This window comes from Rhizobium sp. CC1099 (genome assembly GCF_029714385.1).
GTDB lineage: Bacteria > Pseudomonadota > Alphaproteobacteria > Rhizobiales > Rhizobiaceae > Rhizobium.
This window is the reverse complement of sequence record NZ_CP121642.1, coordinates 2,089,459-2,105,527: the sequence shown is the minus strand read 5'-3', so window position 1 is coordinate 2,105,527 and position 16,069 is coordinate 2,089,459. Positions and strand designations below refer to the sequence as shown.

General features: G+C 58.5%; 18 protein-coding genes. 9 read left to right on the top strand and 9 right to left on the bottom strand.

The features are described 5' to 3' along the window. Positions 1–38 precede the first annotated feature (38 nt). A complete protein-coding gene (locus QA644_RS31385; RefSeq protein ID WP_283072979.1) occupies positions 39–1,250 on the top strand; it encodes a pyridoxal phosphate-dependent aminotransferase in 1,212 nt (403 codons plus the stop codon). A gap of 63 nt (positions 1,251–1,313) precedes the next feature. Here QA644_RS31385 and nac read toward each other — a convergent pair whose 3' ends face one another. After that, positions 1,314–2,219, bottom strand: a complete 906-nt coding sequence (nac, locus tag QA644_RS31380; RefSeq protein WP_194730551.1) for a nitrogen assimilation transcriptional regulator NAC — start codon at positions 2,217–2,219, stop codon at positions 1,314–1,316. A gap of 240 nt (positions 2,220–2,459) precedes the next feature. Between nac and QA644_RS31375 the strand changes: the two genes are divergently transcribed. The 6 genes from QA644_RS31375 (at position 2,460) to QA644_RS31350 (ending at position 7,100) form a co-directional block, all read left to right on the top strand. Continuing rightward, positions 2,460–3,242 (top strand): SDR family oxidoreductase, encoded by a 783-nt coding sequence (locus QA644_RS31375; RefSeq protein WP_283072978.1) that lies wholly within the window; start codon positions 2,460–2,462, stop codon positions 3,240–3,242. Next, complete coding sequence (locus QA644_RS31370) at positions 3,239–3,946, top strand: amino acid ABC transporter permease (RefSeq protein ID WP_283072977.1); 708 nt, start codon at positions 3,239–3,241, stop codon at positions 3,944–3,946. Before QA644_RS31375 ends, QA644_RS31370 begins: the two co-directional genes overlap by 4 nt. Next, positions 3,943–4,701, top strand: coding sequence for an amino acid ABC transporter permease (locus QA644_RS31365; RefSeq protein WP_283072976.1), 759 nt, complete (start codon positions 3,943–3,945; stop codon positions 4,699–4,701). Before QA644_RS31370 ends, QA644_RS31365 begins: the two co-directional genes overlap by 4 nt. After that, positions 4,698–5,465, top strand: coding sequence for an amino acid ABC transporter ATP-binding protein (locus tag QA644_RS31360; RefSeq protein WP_074072661.1), 768 nt, complete (start codon positions 4,698–4,700; stop codon positions 5,463–5,465). Before QA644_RS31365 ends, QA644_RS31360 begins: the two co-directional genes overlap by 4 nt. A gap of 29 nt (positions 5,466–5,494) precedes the next feature. Further along, entirely contained in the window at positions 5,495–6,325 is an 831-nt protein-coding gene (locus tag QA644_RS31355; RefSeq protein WP_283072975.1) for an ABC transporter substrate-binding protein, read from the top strand. A 100-nt stretch (positions 6,326–6,425) separates the two neighbouring features. After that, a complete protein-coding gene (locus QA644_RS31350) occupies positions 6,426–7,100 on the top strand; it encodes a 4-carboxy-4-hydroxy-2-oxoadipate aldolase/oxaloacetate decarboxylase (protein WP_283072974.1) in 675 nt (224 codons plus the stop codon). A 93-nt stretch (positions 7,101–7,193) separates the two neighbouring features. Here the strand turns inward: QA644_RS31350 and QA644_RS31345 are convergent, their stop codons facing one another. The 7 genes from QA644_RS31345 to QA644_RS31315 form a co-directional block, all read right to left on the bottom strand. Next, positions 7,194–7,592: a hypothetical protein gene (locus QA644_RS31345; protein WP_283072973.1), complete on the bottom strand. Its 399-nt coding sequence runs from the start codon at positions 7,590–7,592 to the stop codon at positions 7,194–7,196. Between the two features lie 232 nt (positions 7,593–7,824). Beyond that, positions 7,825–8,634, bottom strand: coding sequence for an IclR family transcriptional regulator (locus QA644_RS31340; protein WP_283072972.1), 810 nt, complete (start codon positions 8,632–8,634; stop codon positions 7,825–7,827). A 20-nt stretch (positions 8,635–8,654) separates the two neighbouring features. After that, positions 8,655–9,044 carry a RidA family protein gene (locus QA644_RS31335; RefSeq protein ID WP_074072657.1) on the bottom strand — a complete coding sequence of 130 codons (390 nt, stop codon included), beginning with the start codon at positions 9,042–9,044 and terminating at the stop codon, positions 8,655–8,657. 12 nt (positions 9,045–9,056) lie between these two features. Continuing rightward, entirely contained in the window at positions 9,057–9,827 is a 771-nt protein-coding gene (locus tag QA644_RS31330) for an amino acid ABC transporter ATP-binding protein (RefSeq protein WP_283072971.1), read from the bottom strand. A 13-nt stretch (positions 9,828–9,840) separates the two neighbouring features. Further along, positions 9,841–10,500, bottom strand: coding sequence for an amino acid ABC transporter permease (locus tag QA644_RS31325; RefSeq protein WP_283072970.1), 660 nt, complete (start codon positions 10,498–10,500; stop codon positions 9,841–9,843). A gap of 6 nt (positions 10,501–10,506) precedes the next feature. Continuing rightward, positions 10,507–11,169 (bottom strand): amino acid ABC transporter permease, encoded by a 663-nt coding sequence (locus QA644_RS31320; RefSeq protein ID WP_194730562.1) that lies wholly within the window; start codon positions 11,167–11,169, stop codon positions 10,507–10,509. A gap of 57 nt (positions 11,170–11,226) precedes the next feature. Next, positions 11,227–12,069, bottom strand: a complete 843-nt coding sequence (locus QA644_RS31315; protein WP_283072969.1) for a transporter substrate-binding domain-containing protein — start codon at positions 12,067–12,069, stop codon at positions 11,227–11,229. Between the two features lie 208 nt (positions 12,070–12,277). On the opposite strand from QA644_RS31315, the gene QA644_RS31310 reads away from it, so the two are divergent. After that, positions 12,278–13,336 (top strand): D-TA family PLP-dependent enzyme, encoded by a 1,059-nt coding sequence (locus tag QA644_RS31310; RefSeq protein WP_283074064.1) that lies wholly within the window; start codon positions 12,278–12,280, stop codon positions 13,334–13,336. Between the two features lie 19 nt (positions 13,337–13,355). Here the strand turns inward: QA644_RS31310 and QA644_RS31305 are convergent, their stop codons facing one another. Continuing rightward, positions 13,356–14,510 carry an ROK family transcriptional regulator gene (locus QA644_RS31305; RefSeq protein WP_283072968.1) on the bottom strand — a complete coding sequence of 385 codons (1,155 nt, stop codon included), beginning with the start codon at positions 14,508–14,510 and terminating at the stop codon, positions 13,356–13,358. 218 nt (positions 14,511–14,728) lie between these two features. On the opposite strand from QA644_RS31305, the gene QA644_RS31300 reads away from it, so the two are divergent. Further along, a complete protein-coding gene (locus tag QA644_RS31300) occupies positions 14,729–16,036 on the top strand; it encodes an extracellular solute-binding protein (RefSeq protein ID WP_239602952.1) in 1,308 nt (435 codons plus the stop codon). The last annotated feature ends 33 nt before the right edge of the window (positions 16,037–16,069 follow it).

The following is a 16,069-nucleotide window of genomic DNA, read 5'->3' as shown; positions in this document are numbered from 1 at the left end:
TGAGCCCTAACCGTCACGGTTCATCTCACCGAAAGATCATGTCGATGTCTTCCATAGCCGACCGTCTGAAAAACGTTTCCATCTCCGCTTCCGCAGCCATGACCCAACGTGCCAGGGAACTGGCCGCCAAGGGCATCAAGGTTGTCAGCCTTTCTTCCGGAGAGCCGGACTTTCCGACGCCGGCTCATGCGGTCGAGGCGGCCCATGCAGCAGCACTCGGCGGCGACACCAAGTATCCACCGATGGATGGAACGCCGGCGCTCAAGGCCGCGGTCAGCAGGAAGTTCAAGCGGGACAACAATCTCGATTACAGTGCCAGCCAGATCGTCGTTTCCGGCGGCGGCAAGCAGGTGATCTTCAATGCGATGCTCGCGACCTGCAATCCGGGCGATGAAGTCGTCATTCCCACACCGTCGTGGGTCAGCTACGCCGATATCGTCAAGTTCGCCGGCGGTGTTCCGGTGGCCGTGCCGTGTTTCGAACAGGCCGGTTTCAAGCTGCGCCCCGAAGATCTCGAAGCGGCGATCACGCCGCGCACCAAGTGGCTTATCCTGAACTTCCCGAACAATCCGACGGGGGCGGCCTGCTCGCGTGCAGACATGGCCGCGATCGCGGAGGTCATGCACCGTCATCCGCACGTCTGGATTCTAACCGACGACATCTACGAGCACCTGGTCTATGATGGGTTCGAGTTTTGCACGATCGCCGATGCTGACCCCAGGCTCTACGATCGCGTCCTGACGATGAATGGTGTTTCCAAGGCCTATGCTATGACAGGCTGGCGGTTGGGGTATTGCGCCAGCGGTTCGAAGGAACTGATCGCCGCGATCAGCAACGTCAACGGTCAGAATGGTGGCGGCATCACCACCGTCACGCAGGCCGCGGCCATTGCGGCGCTGGACGGGCCTCAAGATCTCCTCAAGGAGCGGGCGGCAATCTACAGGGAAAGGCGCGATTTCGTCCTCGGCCAGCTGGCGAAGGTCGAAGGGCTGCGCTGCCACAAGCCCGACGGCGCCTTCTACATCTATCCCAACATCTCCGGCCTGATCGGCAAGACCACGAAGGGTGGGCGCAAGATCGAGACCGACGTCGATTTCGTCATGGCGCTCGTGGACGAGCATCACGTCGCGACGGTACAGGGTGCCGCCTATGGCATGAGCCCCTATTTCCGCATTTCCTACGCGACAAGCATGGAAATGCTCAACGAGGGCTGCGCACGCATCGCCCAGTTCTGCGGGGATATGCGCTAACTCATGACCGCAGCCTTCCGGTCCGGTTGCCGCGCCGGAGGGCATTCGACCTGCTCGCAGGCTCTAAAGTTTCAGCCGCTCGGTCAGTTCGACGAGAATGTCCTTGACGGCGAATGCCGGCTCTGACAGCGAACTCTGATCGGACGTGCAAAGTGACAGCGTTTCCTCGAGCCTGGGGGAGAGCAGCCGGCAAACGAGAGGCTCGCTCGATTCTGACACGATGCGATCGGCAATGGCCTTCGGCATGATGGTCGCTCCGAGGCCCGTTCCTACAGCGCGGGCGAGCGTCCGCACGATTTCGACTTCCGCCACGACCTTGAGATTGATTCGACTGCGCGTGAATGCGGTATCCACGGCGCGGCGCACGAAATTGTAGGTCGGCGGCAACAGCATCGGTAATCCGTCGAGCGCTCCAACCGGAATGGGTTTGGAATCCGCTTCGATGGCGAAGTCGCGATGTGCCACGAGGTAGAATTCTTCACTCAGAATCGGTTCGAACCGGACGCCCTTGATCGGGCCGACGCCGTGGATCAGGGCCATTTCCAGCCTGCCGTTCATGATCATCTGACTATAGGTCTGGCCGACGCTTTCGGTCAGGTGAAGCAGAATACCGGGATGCCGTTTTCTTGTCTCGGCCAGGAGTTCGACAGACAGCGTGGCGGCGCTGCTGAACGGCACGAGCCCCACGGAAACACGCCCTGCAAGCGAATTACCGGCGGCCGCGGCGTCTGCCTGCGCCTGCTCCATCTGGCGCAGGATGATCTGGGCATGCCGGTAGACCGCATGTCCTGCGTCGGTCATGGTGACACCCTGCTGGCTGCGGATCAGCAGTTTCTGGCCGAAATGTTCCTCAAGTGCCGCCAGTTGCTGGCTCAGTGCCGGCTGGGCAAGATGCAGGATGTCCGCCGCACGCGTGATGCTGCCGCTGTCCACGATGACGATGAAGGATTTGAGACGTCTTATATCCATGGGGAATTGGCATTATGTGATCTTCGCTGGAGCATGTTTACAGACGCGCCCCTGTTTTGCAAAGCGACCCTGGCCGAAAGCCGTCTTCACCCTCAATAAAGGCGAGAATTCCTGGGTTTTGGACCGTCCGTCCGTCGCCCGCCAATCTCCATAAAAGTTGCTTATTACTCCAAAAGTAATCGGTCTTAGGCAGAGCGTTAAAGCTCCGTTATTGTCCACAGCAACAACAAGGGGATCAATATGCCATTCTCCGATTACAAGACCGCAATGGTCACCGGCGCTTCTTCCGGCATCGGTGCCGCAGTCGTAGAGCGGCTTTGCCGAGAGAATCTCGAAGTGCATGCGATCGCTCGCAGCACCGGCGCCCTGAAGGAGCTGGCCGAGCGTACGGGCTGCATTGCGCACGTCATTGATGTGACTGATCGCGCGGCAATTGCCGATCTCGCGAACCGCGTGCAATTCGACATTCTGGTCAACAATGCCGGCGTCGACCGGCCGAAGAAGTTCCTCGAAGCGGACGAAGGAGATATCGATCTCCTGGTCGACGTCAATCTTCGTGCCGTCCTGCACCTGTGCCGTCTGATCGTGCCTGGAATGGTGGCGCGCGATTGCGGACACGTCATCAACATCTCCTCGATCGCCGGCAACTACAATTTTGGCGGCAATTCAACGTATCATGCCGTCAAGGCAGGTGTTGCCATGTTGTCGAACCAGTTGCGGATCGACGTGTTCGGCAAGCACGTGCGGGTGACGGAAATCTGTCCCGGCCGCGTCGCAACGGATATCTTTAACCACGTCCACGGCAATGATCCGAGCGTCCGCGAACGCTTCATCGACGGTTTCGAATTGCCTCAGGCCGCTGACATCGCGGAGGCAATCGCATTCGCAATCGCCGCGCCTGTCGCGGTGAATATCGGCCACATGGAGATCACGCCGACGCTTCAGGTGATGGGCGGCTTGCAGACGACCAAGCCGGAGAAGACTTTTTCCGAGGCCGGCCAATCGGGGGAGCCGAAGCGGTGAGCGGCTTCGATCTCTCGGCAATCTTGAGCAATCCGGAATACGTCGAGATGCTTCTGCACGGCATCGAAATGACGTTTGTCATCTATATAGGTTCGTGGCTGCTGGCGATGACGCTCGCGCTTGTGTTCCTGGGTCTGCGTTTTTCCCCGCTGCGTTTCGGTAATCCGATTGTCGCCGCCTATGTTTCGTATCATCGGAACGTTCCTACCCTTGTCCAGCTCATGCTTTGGTACTTCGGCATATTCACGCTGATGCCGCAGGGGTGGACGACCTGGCTCGCCGGCCACAATGCCGAAGCCATCTTTGCGATTATCGGACTGGGACTTTGCCAGGCCGCCTATTTCAGCGAGGATCTGCGCTCGGGCCTGCGCTCCGTCAATCCTGGTCAGATGGAAGCCGCCAAGGCCCTTGGGCACAGTTATATCTCGGCGATGCGTTTCGTGATCATGCCGCAGGGCGTTCGCAATGCGCTGCCGCCGCTCATAAACCACAGCGTTTCCCTCTTCAAGAATAGCAGCCTTGCTCTCGTCATCGGCGCATCGGAACTCACGCATGCCGTGAAGGAAATCGAGAACTTGAGCTTCAGGACCTTCGAAATCTACCTGGTCGGCACAGTCCTCTATCTCTTTTTCTCGCTCCTGATCATGACCGGCGGCGCCTACCTCTCGATGCGCGCAGACCCGGCAAGGAGTGCACGCGCATGATCAACGACATCATCACGATCATCAAAGACTACTGGCTGCTGCTGTTGATCGGCCAGTATCCAAACGGGCCGCTGGGCGGGCTCGCCAATACACTCATCCTTTCGGCACTCAGTATCGCTCTCGCTTTTCCTGTCAGCATCCTTTTCGCATTGGCCAGGTTGTCGAAATGGCCACTGCTGCGCTGGTCAGTCACCGCTCTTGTCTATGTCACCCGCGGCGTACCTTTGTTGATGCTCATCCTTTGGAGCTATTTCCTCGTCCCGCTCTGGACTGGGGCGGATGTTCCGAGTTTCGTGACCATGCTCACGACGCTGGTGGTCTATCAGAGCGCTTTCTTAAGTGAAGTGGTCCGTGCGGGGATTGTCGCGCTCGGGCACGGCCAAATGGAAGCCGCTCGAGCGCTCGGACACAGTTACCTTGGTGCGATGCGCTACATCATCCTGCCGCAGGCGCTCTACAATATGATACCGAGCATCATCTCGACGTTTGTCTCGACAATCAAGGACACGACGCTCGGATATGTGATCAACGTGCCGGATCTCACCTTCGCGGCCAGTCAGGTCAACAACCAGCTTCTGACGCAGCCTTTCCAGGTGTTCCTCATTCTCGCGATTGTCTACTACGCAATCTGCTGGAGCCTGACCCACGTCGCAAATCGTCTCGAGCGGCGCATCGCGCGCCGGCGCGCCGGTCCATCCAGCCTGCGCGCAACACCCTTGGTTGCGACCTCAAAAATCGTATCGGAGCAGCTATGAGCACTTCAATTCCATCGACGCAGGAATTGCAGACGATCCGCCTGTCGAATGTCTACAAGAGCTATGGCGACTATCCGGTCTTGAAGGACATTGATGCCGAAGTGTCCCAGGGAGAGGTCGTGGTCATATGCGGACCGTCCGGTTCGGGAAAGTCCACACTGATCCGCACCATCAACCGGCTTGAGGAGATCAGCAGTGGATCGATAACACTCGACGGCCACAATATTCACGCGCCAATGCGTGCGAAAGAACTCAATCTTCTTCGTAGCCGCATCGGCTTCGTGTTCCAGAGCTTCAATCTTTTTCCGCATCTGTCGGTGCTCGACAACGTGTCGATGTCGCCGATCAGAGTGAAGGGTGTTGCGCCCGACGCGGCGCGCGACAAGGCGAACAAGCTTCTCGACCGCGTTGGTCTGGCCGACAAGGCCCATTCCTATCCAGGTCAGTTGTCTGGCGGACAGCAGCAGCGCGTCGCCATTGCCCGCGCACTCGCCATGGAGCCGCCGGTGATGCTCTTCGATGAACCCACGAGCGCGCTCGATCCGGAAATGGTTGGCGAAGTGCTCAGCGTGATGAAAAGCCTGGCGGCCGAGGGCATGACCATGCTCTGCGTCACCCACGAAATGGGCTTCGCCCGCGATGTCGCAGACCGCATCTGGTTTATCGATGCGGGGCAGATCCTTGAAACGGCGTCTCCCGAAGACTTCTTCAAGAGCCCGCGCCATCCTCGTGCCCAACGCTTCCTGGCCGATCTACGGCATTGACCTAATCATCATAACAAAGGAGAACAGCAATGAACTGGAAATACCTTATCCTGGGTGTCGTCCTAGCTGGCGCGATCTCGCCGGTGAAAGCGGATCAGCTGGAGAAAATCAAATCCGCAGGAACTTTGCGCTGCGCGACCTTTGCCGACGTCCCACCCTTTGCGTCCCCCGATCTGAAGACGCGTCAAATGGCCGGCTTCGACGTCGATCTTTGCAACGCCATCGCCAAGGAACTGGGCGTCAAGGCCGAGATTAAGCCGGTCTCGGTTGAAGCGCGCGTGCCGGAGGTCAAGCTTGGCCGTGTCGACATTACGGTTGCCAATCTCGCTTATACATTGAGCCGGGCCGAGCAGATTCAGTTCAGTGATCCCTACTATCTCGCGAAGGAAATGCTCATCGTCCCGGCCTCCGATCCTGGCAAAAGCAAGGCGGATTTCGCGGGTCAGAGAATTGCCTCGACCAAGGGCTCCACATCCGAAATGTCGATCAAGCTCAACAAGTCCGAGCCCCTGACATTCCAGGACACGGCTTCGGCCTATCTTGCCGTTCAGCAGGGCAAGGCGAGGGGCATGGTGGCCAATACCATGACGACGACCAAGTTCGTCAACGAATCGAAGACCAAGGGCAAAGAAATGCGGATGATCGAGGAACCGATGTTGTACCAGCCGATCGGCATCGGTATGGCCAAGGACAATCCGGACCTGACCGCCAAGATCAACGAGGTGCTTCGCAAGCTCGATACGTCGGGCGAGCTCAACAAGATCTGGGACAAGTGGCTTGGTCAGAACACCGAATACAAGATGACGCGGACCGACAAGGTCGTATCGCTCTCCGAGCTGAAGTTCGATCCGATTCCGTAAGTCACCACTCGCTCGGTGCGGCCAAAACTTAATCTCAAAACACTGAAGACTGCAGGCGGCGAGGACATGCTCGCCGTCGGTCTTACCTAGGGGGTTTTTTATGATCCACATCAGAGACATCGCTGAACGGCCAAGCAAGGCTGATGTCGAGGCACTTTCCAAATTCTCGCCGGCAACTATCCACGAAGCTCAAGGACGCAGGGGAGCGCTTTCCTCTCGCCTTAAGCCGGTTGATTATCGCATGAAGCTGTGCGGTCCGGCCTTCACCGTAAAATGCGCGCCGCGTGACAACATCATGCTGCAGCTCGCCATCAACTACGCAAAGCCAGGCGATATCATCGTCGTGTCGGCCGGCGAATACGAGGAGGCCGGCTCTTTCGGCGACGTTCTGGCCAATGCCTGCCTTGCCAAGGGCATCGGTGGACTGGTGACCGATACCGGAGTGCGCGATACGCTTCAGCTGAGGGAACTCGGCTTCCCGGTTTTCTCGCTCAGCGTTTGCATCAAGGGCACTGTCAAAGAAACGATCGCCGCCGTGAATGATCCGATCATCGTCGGTGGGGAGATCATTAATCCCGGCGATATCATCGTGGGGGATGCCGATGGCCTGGTCGTTGTCCGGCGCGCTGAAGTCCAGGATGCAGCCCGGCTATCGAAGGCCCGCGAGGATGCCGAAGCCGGCTATATCGACGCCTACAAGCAGGGCAAGTCGGTGATCGAAGTCAGCAAGCTTGAACCCGTTTTGAAAGCCAAGGGGCTGGTCGTCGACATCTGAAACCGGCCCGCGCCGAAGTCCAGCTGCTTGTTGCTGGCTTTATTTTGTAGTGCCGCGGCGGATACAATTATTGCCGCGACACACCCCAATCTCCTACGTCAACGGGACATAGGCGCGGCTCCTTCTGTCAAGCCAATCGAGGTCGGTTTTGCCGCCTGCGCGCAGATAGGCTGCGGCCTCAAGAAACAGCGGATGACGCAGATCCCGCTTTGTCAGAAGATGATGGTCCTGCCCTTCGATCCGCGCCATCATTGCCGCCTTTTCAGGCTCGTCGCTATATGCACGCGCCAGAAAGGTCACGGACCCATCTGTGAACTCAAACACATCGTACTCGTAATGGTAGTCGCAAAACCCATCAGCGTCAGGCTCGGATGCATCGATGTGATGCGATACTTCCACCGTCATGGGCCAAGCCGTGCCGTCCCGCCCCAAGACGGCCTTAATGCGCCACAAGGCCACTTCCGCTCGGTAAAACAGCTTTTCGATCTGCAACAAATCTACATGTCAGCGAGGTCTTCCTCGCCCCAGGTTTCTTTCGCGGGCGGGCGGGTGCCGCGCTTGCCCAATTCATGCGCAATCGGCACGTTTGTGGTCGAAACGCATTGCAGTCTCTAGCCCATCTTCCATCTCATCCGCAAGGGTTAGGAACCCGGGCTGAGGTATCACACTCTTCAGCGCAACCGGTGCGGCCTTCGCGAAATCGAGGCCGGAGTGCTGTTACTCTTCAAAGGCGCGATGTGGAAGCGCGTCTTGAAAGTGAATTGAATCCGAGCTTTTCGGAAATCTCTTGTGCCGCGTTCAACAGGCTATCGAGATAGGCAGCGCGATTGCGCAGCCCGTCCTCGCGCGGGGCAACCAGGCACAGCGTGGCGATGCAGGCACCATCAGCCTGATAAATCGGGACAGCCAAACAATGGGTAAAATTCTCCACTTCACTATTGAAGGTGAAATATCCATCGCGTGCTGCCTGCCTTGCTTGGGCGATGAAATCCGCCGGCTCCAGGCGCCGGCCGTTTGGCAAAACGAAATCCTCCGGCGGGATAAGTTCAAGGATTTCCTGATCCGAAAGGTTTGACACGAGGAGGCGGCCTGACGCGGTCCAGGGAATGGAAACGAGTTCACCGACATTCGAGGAGATTCGGAACGGTCGGATGCCCTCGCGCATCATCGCAACCGTATATTTGTTGCCCTCGAGCAGACACATCTGCGCCGTCTCACGCGTTTCCTCGGCGAGATGGACCAGCATACGATCGCACTCGCGCATAAGGTCGAACTGCTCGGCATATGCGGTGCCGAGGAAATAGAGGCGGCGGCCGAGAAAGACCCGGCCGTCGCCGCCCTGATAATCCAACATTCCGTGGTTGAGCAGCAGGTTGACGAGTTCGTAGATTGAGGAGCGCGGCGCGCCGATTTCCGCAGCGATCTCATTCGGGCGCATCGGCCGACGCTTCACACGCAGGAACTCAAGAATCTCGAAGGCGCGATCCAGTCCTCGCGTTCGTCGTGATACCGTGTCGCCGGAGGCTTCGGTCATGTTCTTCTCCGGAGTTGCTGTCAGGCGCGATCGGCGCGATAGGCCACGCAATCGACTTCCACCTTGCAATCGACCATCATCCGCGACTGAACACAAGCACGTGCCGGTGCATTCCCGCCAAAAAATTCAGCATAGACGCCATTGAAGCTCCAGAAATCGCGGGGGTCATCGAGCCATACCCCAACGCGCACGACATCTTCCAGACCGTAGCCGGCTTCGTCGAGAATACTGATCATGTTCTCGATCGCCTTGCGACTCTGTGCGACAATACCGCCGGACACGATTTCACCCTTTTCCATAGGAACCTGGCCCGAGACATAGAGCCAGCCTGCTGCTTCCGTCGCCCGGGCAAAGGGCAGCGGCTGTCCGCCGGCCCCGGTTTCGCCAGCACCGTAACGCTTGATTGTCATGGGATCTCTCTTCTAGTTGAAACTTGAGGTTTTGAGAAACTCAGCGAGCCGTTCTGTCTTCGGACTGACGAACATTTTCTTCGGGTCGCCTTCCTCGCAGATGACGCCTTGGTTCATGAAGATGACACGCGACGAAACTTCGTAGGCAAAGCGCATCTCGTGGGTGACGAGCAGCATCGTCATGCCGTCGGCGGCAAGCCCCTTGATGACCTGGAGCACTTCACCCACGAGTTCGGGGTCGAGCGCAGAGGTCACTTCATCAAACAGCATCAGCCGCGGCGACATGGCGATGGCACGGGCGATCGCGACGCGCTGCTGCTGGCCGCCGGAAAGCTGACCGGGATATTGGTCCATGCGAGCGGCGAGGCCAACGCGGTCGAGCCATTTTTCGGCAATGGCGCGGGCTTCCGGCTTCGTCATTTTCTTCACCTTGACGAGGCCAAGCATAATGTTTTCAGCCGCACTCATGTGGGGGAAGAGATTGAACTGCTGAAACGCCATGCCGGTCAGCGCACGCTGGCGTGCAATTTCTTTCTCGCTCTTGCGGCGCCGGGTCAGGCCTTCGACGCGATAGCCGATCTCCTCACCGTCCAGGCTAATCGTGCCGCTCTGGAATTCTTCGAGCATGTTGATGCAGCGAAGCAAAGTCGTCTTGCCAGAGCCGGACGAGCCGATGATAGAAATGACTTCACCTTCCTGGACGCTACAATCGACGCCCTTGAGGACTTCGTGGATGCCGTAGGTCTTACGCAGACCCTTGATGTCGAGAATGGTCTTGACCATTGGGGGAGCCTCTTCAGGACGGCAGGGCGGTCTTGCGCTCGACATATTTGCCGAACTGCTCGATGCCGTAGTTGACAATGAAATAAAGAGCGCCAGCCAGGAAATAGAACTGCAGGCTCATGAAATTGCGGGAGATGATCTCCTGCGTGCGCAGGAGAAGCTCCGCCACACCGATGACAGAGAGCAGGGTTGAGGCCTTTACCATCTCGGCCGCCGTGTTCACCCACGACGGCAAGCACTGGCGCATGGCCTGCGGCCATAGCACGGAAGTGAAGGTCTGGATGAAGGTCAGGCCGATCGCCTTGGCGGCTTCGGTCTGTCCCTTGGGGATTGCCTGAAGGGCTCCGCGCACGATTTCGCCGACATGCGAGGAGCAGAAGATCGCAAGTGCGAGGACACCTGCCGAAAACGGCCCGAGATCAACTCCGGCGGCGGAGGAGACGTAATAGCTCGCCAGTACGAGCACGAGCACCGGCGTGCCGCGAATAACGTCCGTATAGGCGCGGACCGTTAAGCGCAAAACTGCGCCGCCGTAGACGAGCGCCAAGCCGACGAAAACGCCGAGTACGGAACCCGCGAGGATGGCCAGCAGAGAGATCGATACAGTCATGGCGAGGCCGTTCATGATGACGTATCGGGCGATCCAGAGTTGTTCGAGAAAGGTGTGGGACATCCGGGCTTACCTCGGCAGGGCCAGACGGCCCTCGACGAAACGCATCAAGGCGGCGATGAGGAAACAGGTTGCGACATAGAGGGCGGACGTGACCATCCAGGTCTCTACGACGCGGAAGCTCTCGACGTTGATCTTGCGGGCCGCAAATGTCAGCTCAGGCACGGCGATGGCGGCGGCGAGCGAAGTGTCCTTGAAAAGCGAAATGATCGTTGAAGACAGCGACGGCAGCACGTTACGCAGCATCAGTGGAGCGATGATGGAGCTGCGGATTTGCATCCCCGTCAGGCCGATGGCGAGCCCGGCTTCCGTCAGACCTCCCGGAATTGACAATAATCCGGCCCGAAACACTTCGGCGAGATAAGCACCCGAATATAGGGACAAAACCAGCACGAAGCTTTCCAATTTATCGAGGCGGACGCCCATCTGCGGCAGCGCGAAATAGGCAAATAGCACCAGAACGAGGATCGGCAGGTTGCGGATCACCGTGACATAGAGCTGCGCTGCTGCGACCCCGTAGCGGTTCTTCGACGTCAGTGCGAAGGCCGAAAAAAGTCCGATCACCGCTCCAATCAGGATCGAGATCACCGCAAGGCCAAGGCTAAGCGCGAGCCCGCTCAACAGGAAATCGAAATTACGCCAAACGGCCGCGAAATTCAGAGTGTAACCCATGGCGTGCCTTCCCCTGAGGCTGAGGGAGCGGGAAACAGGTCCCGCTCCACACGGCTGTTATTTGAATTCGACCGGGAAGCCGATCTGAGGCGGGGTTAGATCCTTGCCGAACCAGGTTTTGAAAGATTTGGCGTAGGTGTCGAACTCAACGCCGGTCATGGCTTCGTGCAGAGCGGTGTTGACGAAGTTCAGCCAATCCTGATCGCCGCGCTTGACGCCGCAGGCGTAGGTTTGCGGGTTCCAGCCGTAGCCGGCATCCTTGTAGCGGCCCGGGCTCTGCGTCATGTACCAGGCGAGCGACGACTGGTCTGTCGCAACTGTATCAGCGCGTCCAGATTCCAGCGCCTGATAAATGAGGTCCACGGATTCATACTGGTCCACCTTCGCCTCCGGCAGAGCAGCATGCACCATGGCCTCGGCATAGACATTTTGCAGGACCGAGACGGTGACGGACGAGCCAGCCGCCTTCAGTGCGGCATAATCGGCATATTTTCCGTCCGCTTTGAGCATCAGACCCACACCTTCGCGATAGTAAGGAATGGTGAAGGCAACCTGCTGAGCGCGTTCGCCAGTAACGGTCATGAATTGGCAGGTGATGTCGACCTTGCCCGTCGTTATGTTTGGGATGCGGGCGTCGGAGGACTGGTTCACATACTCAATTTTTTCGGGATCGCCGAAGAGTGCCTTGGCGATGATATGACCCATATCGACGTCGAAGCCCTGAAGCTTGTCGTCTGCGCTCTTGAAGTGCCAGGGCGCATTGGTGCTGCCTGTGCCAAGGACAAGATGGCCGCGGGCAAGCACTTCGTCGAGCTTGCTGCCATCGGCGAGGCCGGGCGTAGAAAACAGAGCTGTGGCGACGGCCAGCGACATCGTGCCGGCGAGGAAGGAATTGGTCATCGTGTTCCCCTTGATTGACCGTTTTTCTGATAATCCAATATAGCGGACATGTGTCTGTGTTATTGGATTGACATATCAAGAGCTATGAGGAATGACTTGTCAATAGGCTCTGCCATAAAGATGCAGCGTCGATTGACGACAGGTTTCCGGCGGTGCAGCATTCCCCATACCGTTTTCAGAGGCTCCCATGCCCTTCTCATCTAAAGATTTGACGGCGATCGACACGCCGGCGGTGCTTATCGATCTCGACATCGCGAAGCGGAACATCCAGCGCTTCCAGGATTATGCAGACAGGCACGGTCTCCGTGTGCGCCCGCACATCAAGACACACAAGCTGCCAGCCGTCGCAGAGATGCAGCTTGCAGCGGGTGCAATCGGCGTCACCTGCCAGAAGGTTTCGGAAGCCGAGGCGATGGTTTCCGGCAGCAACGCCATACGCGACGTACTGATCACCTACAACATTATGGGTGCTGCCAAGCTGGAGCGCCTAAAGGCGTTGGCCGCAAAAGTAAATCTGTCGGTCGTCGCCGATAGCCGCGCGGTCGTCGACGGGCTGTCGGCGGCCTTCCATGCCGCGCCTGCGCCGTTGGCGGTGCTCGTGGAATGTAATACGGGCGCGAACCGCTGCGGCGTCGCGACGGTCGAGGAGGCCGAGAACTTGGCTGTCGCGATCCAGGCAGCACCCGGCCTCGTTTTCGGCGGGCTAATGACTTATCCGCCGGCAGGCGGCGAGGCGCAGGTCGAACGTTTCATGAGGCAGGCCACTACCCGCATCAATGCGCGGGGACTCACCGTTCCGGTTGTTTCCTCAGGCGGTACGCCGTCCATGATGCATGCGGCCGAGTCCCCGATAACGACGGAGTATCGTCCCGGAACCTATGTCTACAATGACCGATCGCTCGTGGCACGCGGCGTCTGCGGCTGGGAGGACTGTGCACTGAACGTGCTCGCCACCGTCGTCTCCGTTCCCGCACCGGATCGAGCTGTGATCGACGCCGGATCCAAGACGCTGACCTCAGACTTGCTCGGCCTTGTGGGTTACGGTCATGTGCTCGGACGCGACGACGTTACGATCGACCAGCTTTCGGAAGAGCATGGAAGGCTGGTCAGCACGGGCGCGATCGGCCTTACGGTCGGGGACAAGGTGCGGATCGTGCCAAATCATGTCTGCGTCGTCACCAATATGGTTGACGCGGTCATGGTGACGAGTGGCGATCGGACTGGAGCGGAAATCTGGCCCGTCGTCGCGCGTGGAAAAATTGTTTGACGATGAAGTTGCCTATTGTCTAGTAAAAGGTTGATCGAAAAGGCGTAATCGCAGCCCCCATGGCCGAGGCGTCGCTGCCGATCTCAGAAACAATGAGTTTTGGGCGCGGACGATCCACACCATAACGCGGGCGGCCAAACAACTCGGTGCGATCGATCATCATCTGGGCCAGGTCCGAGGGGACCTGTCCGCCGAAGACGATCGCCTGGGGGTCGAAGATCGCCCATATTGCGTTGACGAGGCGGTTGTAGGCCGGGGTAATCTCATCCACCCATTCGACGACGCCCGGCCATTGCGGATTGAAATATTTGCGCATGTAGGTGATGGAAGGGACATGGATGCCGTTCCGGCTGAGCCGTTCGATCAGAAGCTGCAGAGCCGGCCGGCGCTGGTTTTCTTGATTGTCATAGATGCCGGAGAACTCTCCGGCATTGCCATTTCCGCCCAGAAGCAGTTCTCCGTCGCTGATCAATCCGCCGCCGAAGCCGTAGTTGAAGCTTAGATAGGCGAAGTGCTTGATGTAACGGCCGACGCCGAACATGGATTCGGCGACAGCACCGGTATTGGCGCCGTTATGCGCCCAGACCGGCTTACCGAAGAATTCGGCAAGCAGCGGCCCAAGTTCGATCAGCGACCATTCGTGGAGCGGCAGCGGCGCATTATAACGGGTTCCCCCCACGTGATAGCCGGCAATGGCAAAACCGATGCCGAAGAATGCGTCCGGCGACAATTCCTTGATTTTCTGCTGTTCGGCAAGCTGCTCACGGATCAGGTCGAGAGACTGCGCCATCGTGTGTTCGCGCAGCGTCACGCTGGTCTCGGCGAGGATATTGCCTGCCAGATCCATCAAACAGAGGCCGATGACGTCGGTATTGACGGATATCCCGCACGAATAGGCATAGCGGCCTTCCAGCCTCAGTGTGGGGCTCGGCTGACCGCGGCCGACACCGGGTTTCGGAGAGCCGAAGCCGACGATACCGCGTTCTGCCAGCTGGTCGATGATGCGGTATACCGATTGCTGGGTGAGATCGGTATGAGCTGTCACTTCCGAGCGCGACAGTCCAGGATGGCGCCAGATAAGTCGCAGGAGATTGCGCTCGTTGGGCGAGACGACGCCTTCCTCAGTGGCCCTTAGAAATCGGCGGGCAATGATCGCTTCGGGGAAATAGGGCATCTCTTACACACCGGTCGGTAATTACTATGCAAGTGTAATAAATCTTGCCTGTCTCAACGTCGAAATGGCTCAGTTGCATCTTGCAATATCGCGAAATATCGGCCGCGGCAAGCTCTTCAAAACCGTCATCTAATTGTTACACATAAAGTGTAGAAATCGCCACGTTCATGGTCTAGGATTAAGTTCGACCGTATTTTTCAGGACAGGTGAGAGCGATTATGAAGATTTCGACGCTGGCGGCTGCGGCCGCCTTGATGGCAGGTGCCCATGCTGCACAGGCGGCCGATATAGAATTCTGGTACGGCAACACGGGCAATGTCGAAACCGCAATCAAGGCTGAATGCGATGCATTCAACGCGGCCCAGAAAAAACACCGCGTCACCTGCGTTGGCCAGGGCAGCTACGAAGTGTCGATGCAAAAAGCGATCGCCGCCTATCGCGCGCACAACCATCCGGTGTTGATCCAGTTCTTCGATGCCGGCACGCTCGACTTGATGCTGTCGGATGCTGTCGTCCCCGTCCAGGACATTCTTCCCGACGTCACGTGGGACAACTATATCGCCGGCGCCCGCGCCTACTACGAAACCTCCGACGGCCGGCTCTATTCACAGCCCTACAATGCCTCGACGCTGCTTTTTTACACCAACAAGACGGAACTCGAGAAAGCCGGCATTGCCGAACCTCCCACAACCTGGGAAGAAATCATCGATGCAGCGCGTAAGCTGAAGGCCGCAGGTCATGCCTGCCCGTTCGTCACCGATGGCGACACCTGGCGTGTGCTCGAGCAGTTCTCCGCCCGCCACGGCCTGCCGATCGCTTCGAAGCACAATGGCTATGACGGCCTCGACGCAGAATATGTCTTCAACACGACCTTCGCTGCCACGCACCTCGCCAATCTGGTCGAATGGCGCAAGGACGGGCTGGTGAAGCTCAATGCCGATACCAAGGCCGGCAATTACACGGCAGCCTTCAATGCCGGCGAATGCGCGATGATGGAAGGCTCCTCCGGCTCCTATGCCGCCTCGGCCAAGGCTTTCGAAGGGAAATACGAAATCACCGTCGGCATGGCGCCAATGTATCGGGGCTACGAGCGCCACAACACGCTGGTCGGCGGCGCTTCGATCTATGTCATGAAGGGTCGTGACCAATCAGAGGTCGAAGGCGCCAAGGCTTTCCTCGACTTCCTTCGCCAGCCAGAGCAGCAGATGGCCTTCACCGCCGCTACCGGTTACGTGCCTGTCACCAACGACGTGCTTGATGCCATCGCCAGAAGCGGCGCGGCGAGCTCGCCCAAATATGCGACTGCCGCGATCGGCATTGGTTCGATGAACCAGCCGCGCACCGAAGACAGCCGCGGCATCCGCCTTGGCTTCTACGTCCAGTTCCGCGAGGTTTTCATGGAAGAAACCCAAAAGGCCTTTGCCGGCGAGCAAACCATGCAGGCCGCGCTTGATCGTACCAAGGCTCGCGGCGACGAGCTGCTGCGCCGCTTCGAGAAGACCTACAAAGGCGCAAAACTGCCCTGATCCGGCCACCGCCGGCGCGGCGGTCGACCCCTG

What these genes read in the sequence shown, in the direction of transcription:
- QA644_RS31385 (WP_283072979.1), top strand. Translation starts at nt 39, where the DNA reads ATGTCGATGTCTTCCATAGCCGACCGTCTGAAAAACGTTTCCATCTCC.
- nac (WP_194730551.1), bottom strand. Translation starts at nt 2,219, where the DNA reads ATGGATATAAGACGTCTCAAATCCTTCATCGTCATCGTGGACAGCGGC.
- QA644_RS31375 (WP_283072978.1), top strand. Translation starts at nt 2,460, where the DNA reads ATGCCATTCTCCGATTACAAGACCGCAATGGTCACCGGCGCTTCTTCC.
- QA644_RS31365 (WP_283072976.1), top strand. Translation starts at nt 3,943, where the DNA reads ATGATCAACGACATCATCACGATCATCAAAGACTACTGGCTGCTGCTG.
- QA644_RS31360 (WP_074072661.1), top strand. Translation starts at nt 4,698, where the DNA reads ATGAGCACTTCAATTCCATCGACGCAGGAATTGCAGACGATCCGCCTG.
- QA644_RS31355 (WP_283072975.1), top strand. Translation starts at nt 5,495, where the DNA reads ATGAACTGGAAATACCTTATCCTGGGTGTCGTCCTAGCTGGCGCGATC.
- QA644_RS31350 (WP_283072974.1), top strand. Translation starts at nt 6,426, where the DNA reads ATGATCCACATCAGAGACATCGCTGAACGGCCAAGCAAGGCTGATGTC.
- QA644_RS31340 (WP_283072972.1), bottom strand. Translation starts at nt 8,634, where the DNA reads ATGACCGAAGCCTCCGGCGACACGGTATCACGACGAACGCGAGGACTG.
- QA644_RS31335 (WP_074072657.1), bottom strand. Translation starts at nt 9,044, where the DNA reads ATGACAATCAAGCGTTACGGTGCTGGCGAAACCGGGGCCGGCGGACAG.
- QA644_RS31330 (WP_283072971.1), bottom strand. Translation starts at nt 9,827, where the DNA reads ATGGTCAAGACCATTCTCGACATCAAGGGTCTGCGTAAGACCTACGGC.
- QA644_RS31325 (WP_283072970.1), bottom strand. Translation starts at nt 10,500, where the DNA reads ATGTCCCACACCTTTCTCGAACAACTCTGGATCGCCCGATACGTCATC.
- QA644_RS31320 (WP_194730562.1), bottom strand. Translation starts at nt 11,169, where the DNA reads ATGGGTTACACTCTGAATTTCGCGGCCGTTTGGCGTAATTTCGATTTC.
- QA644_RS31315 (WP_283072969.1), bottom strand. Translation starts at nt 12,069, where the DNA reads ATGACCAATTCCTTCCTCGCCGGCACGATGTCGCTGGCCGTCGCCACA.
- QA644_RS31305 (WP_283072968.1), bottom strand. Translation starts at nt 14,510, where the DNA reads ATGCCCTATTTCCCCGAAGCGATCATTGCCCGCCGATTTCTAAGGGCC.
- QA644_RS31300 (WP_239602952.1), top strand. Translation starts at nt 14,729, where the DNA reads ATGAAGATTTCGACGCTGGCGGCTGCGGCCGCCTTGATGGCAGGTGCC.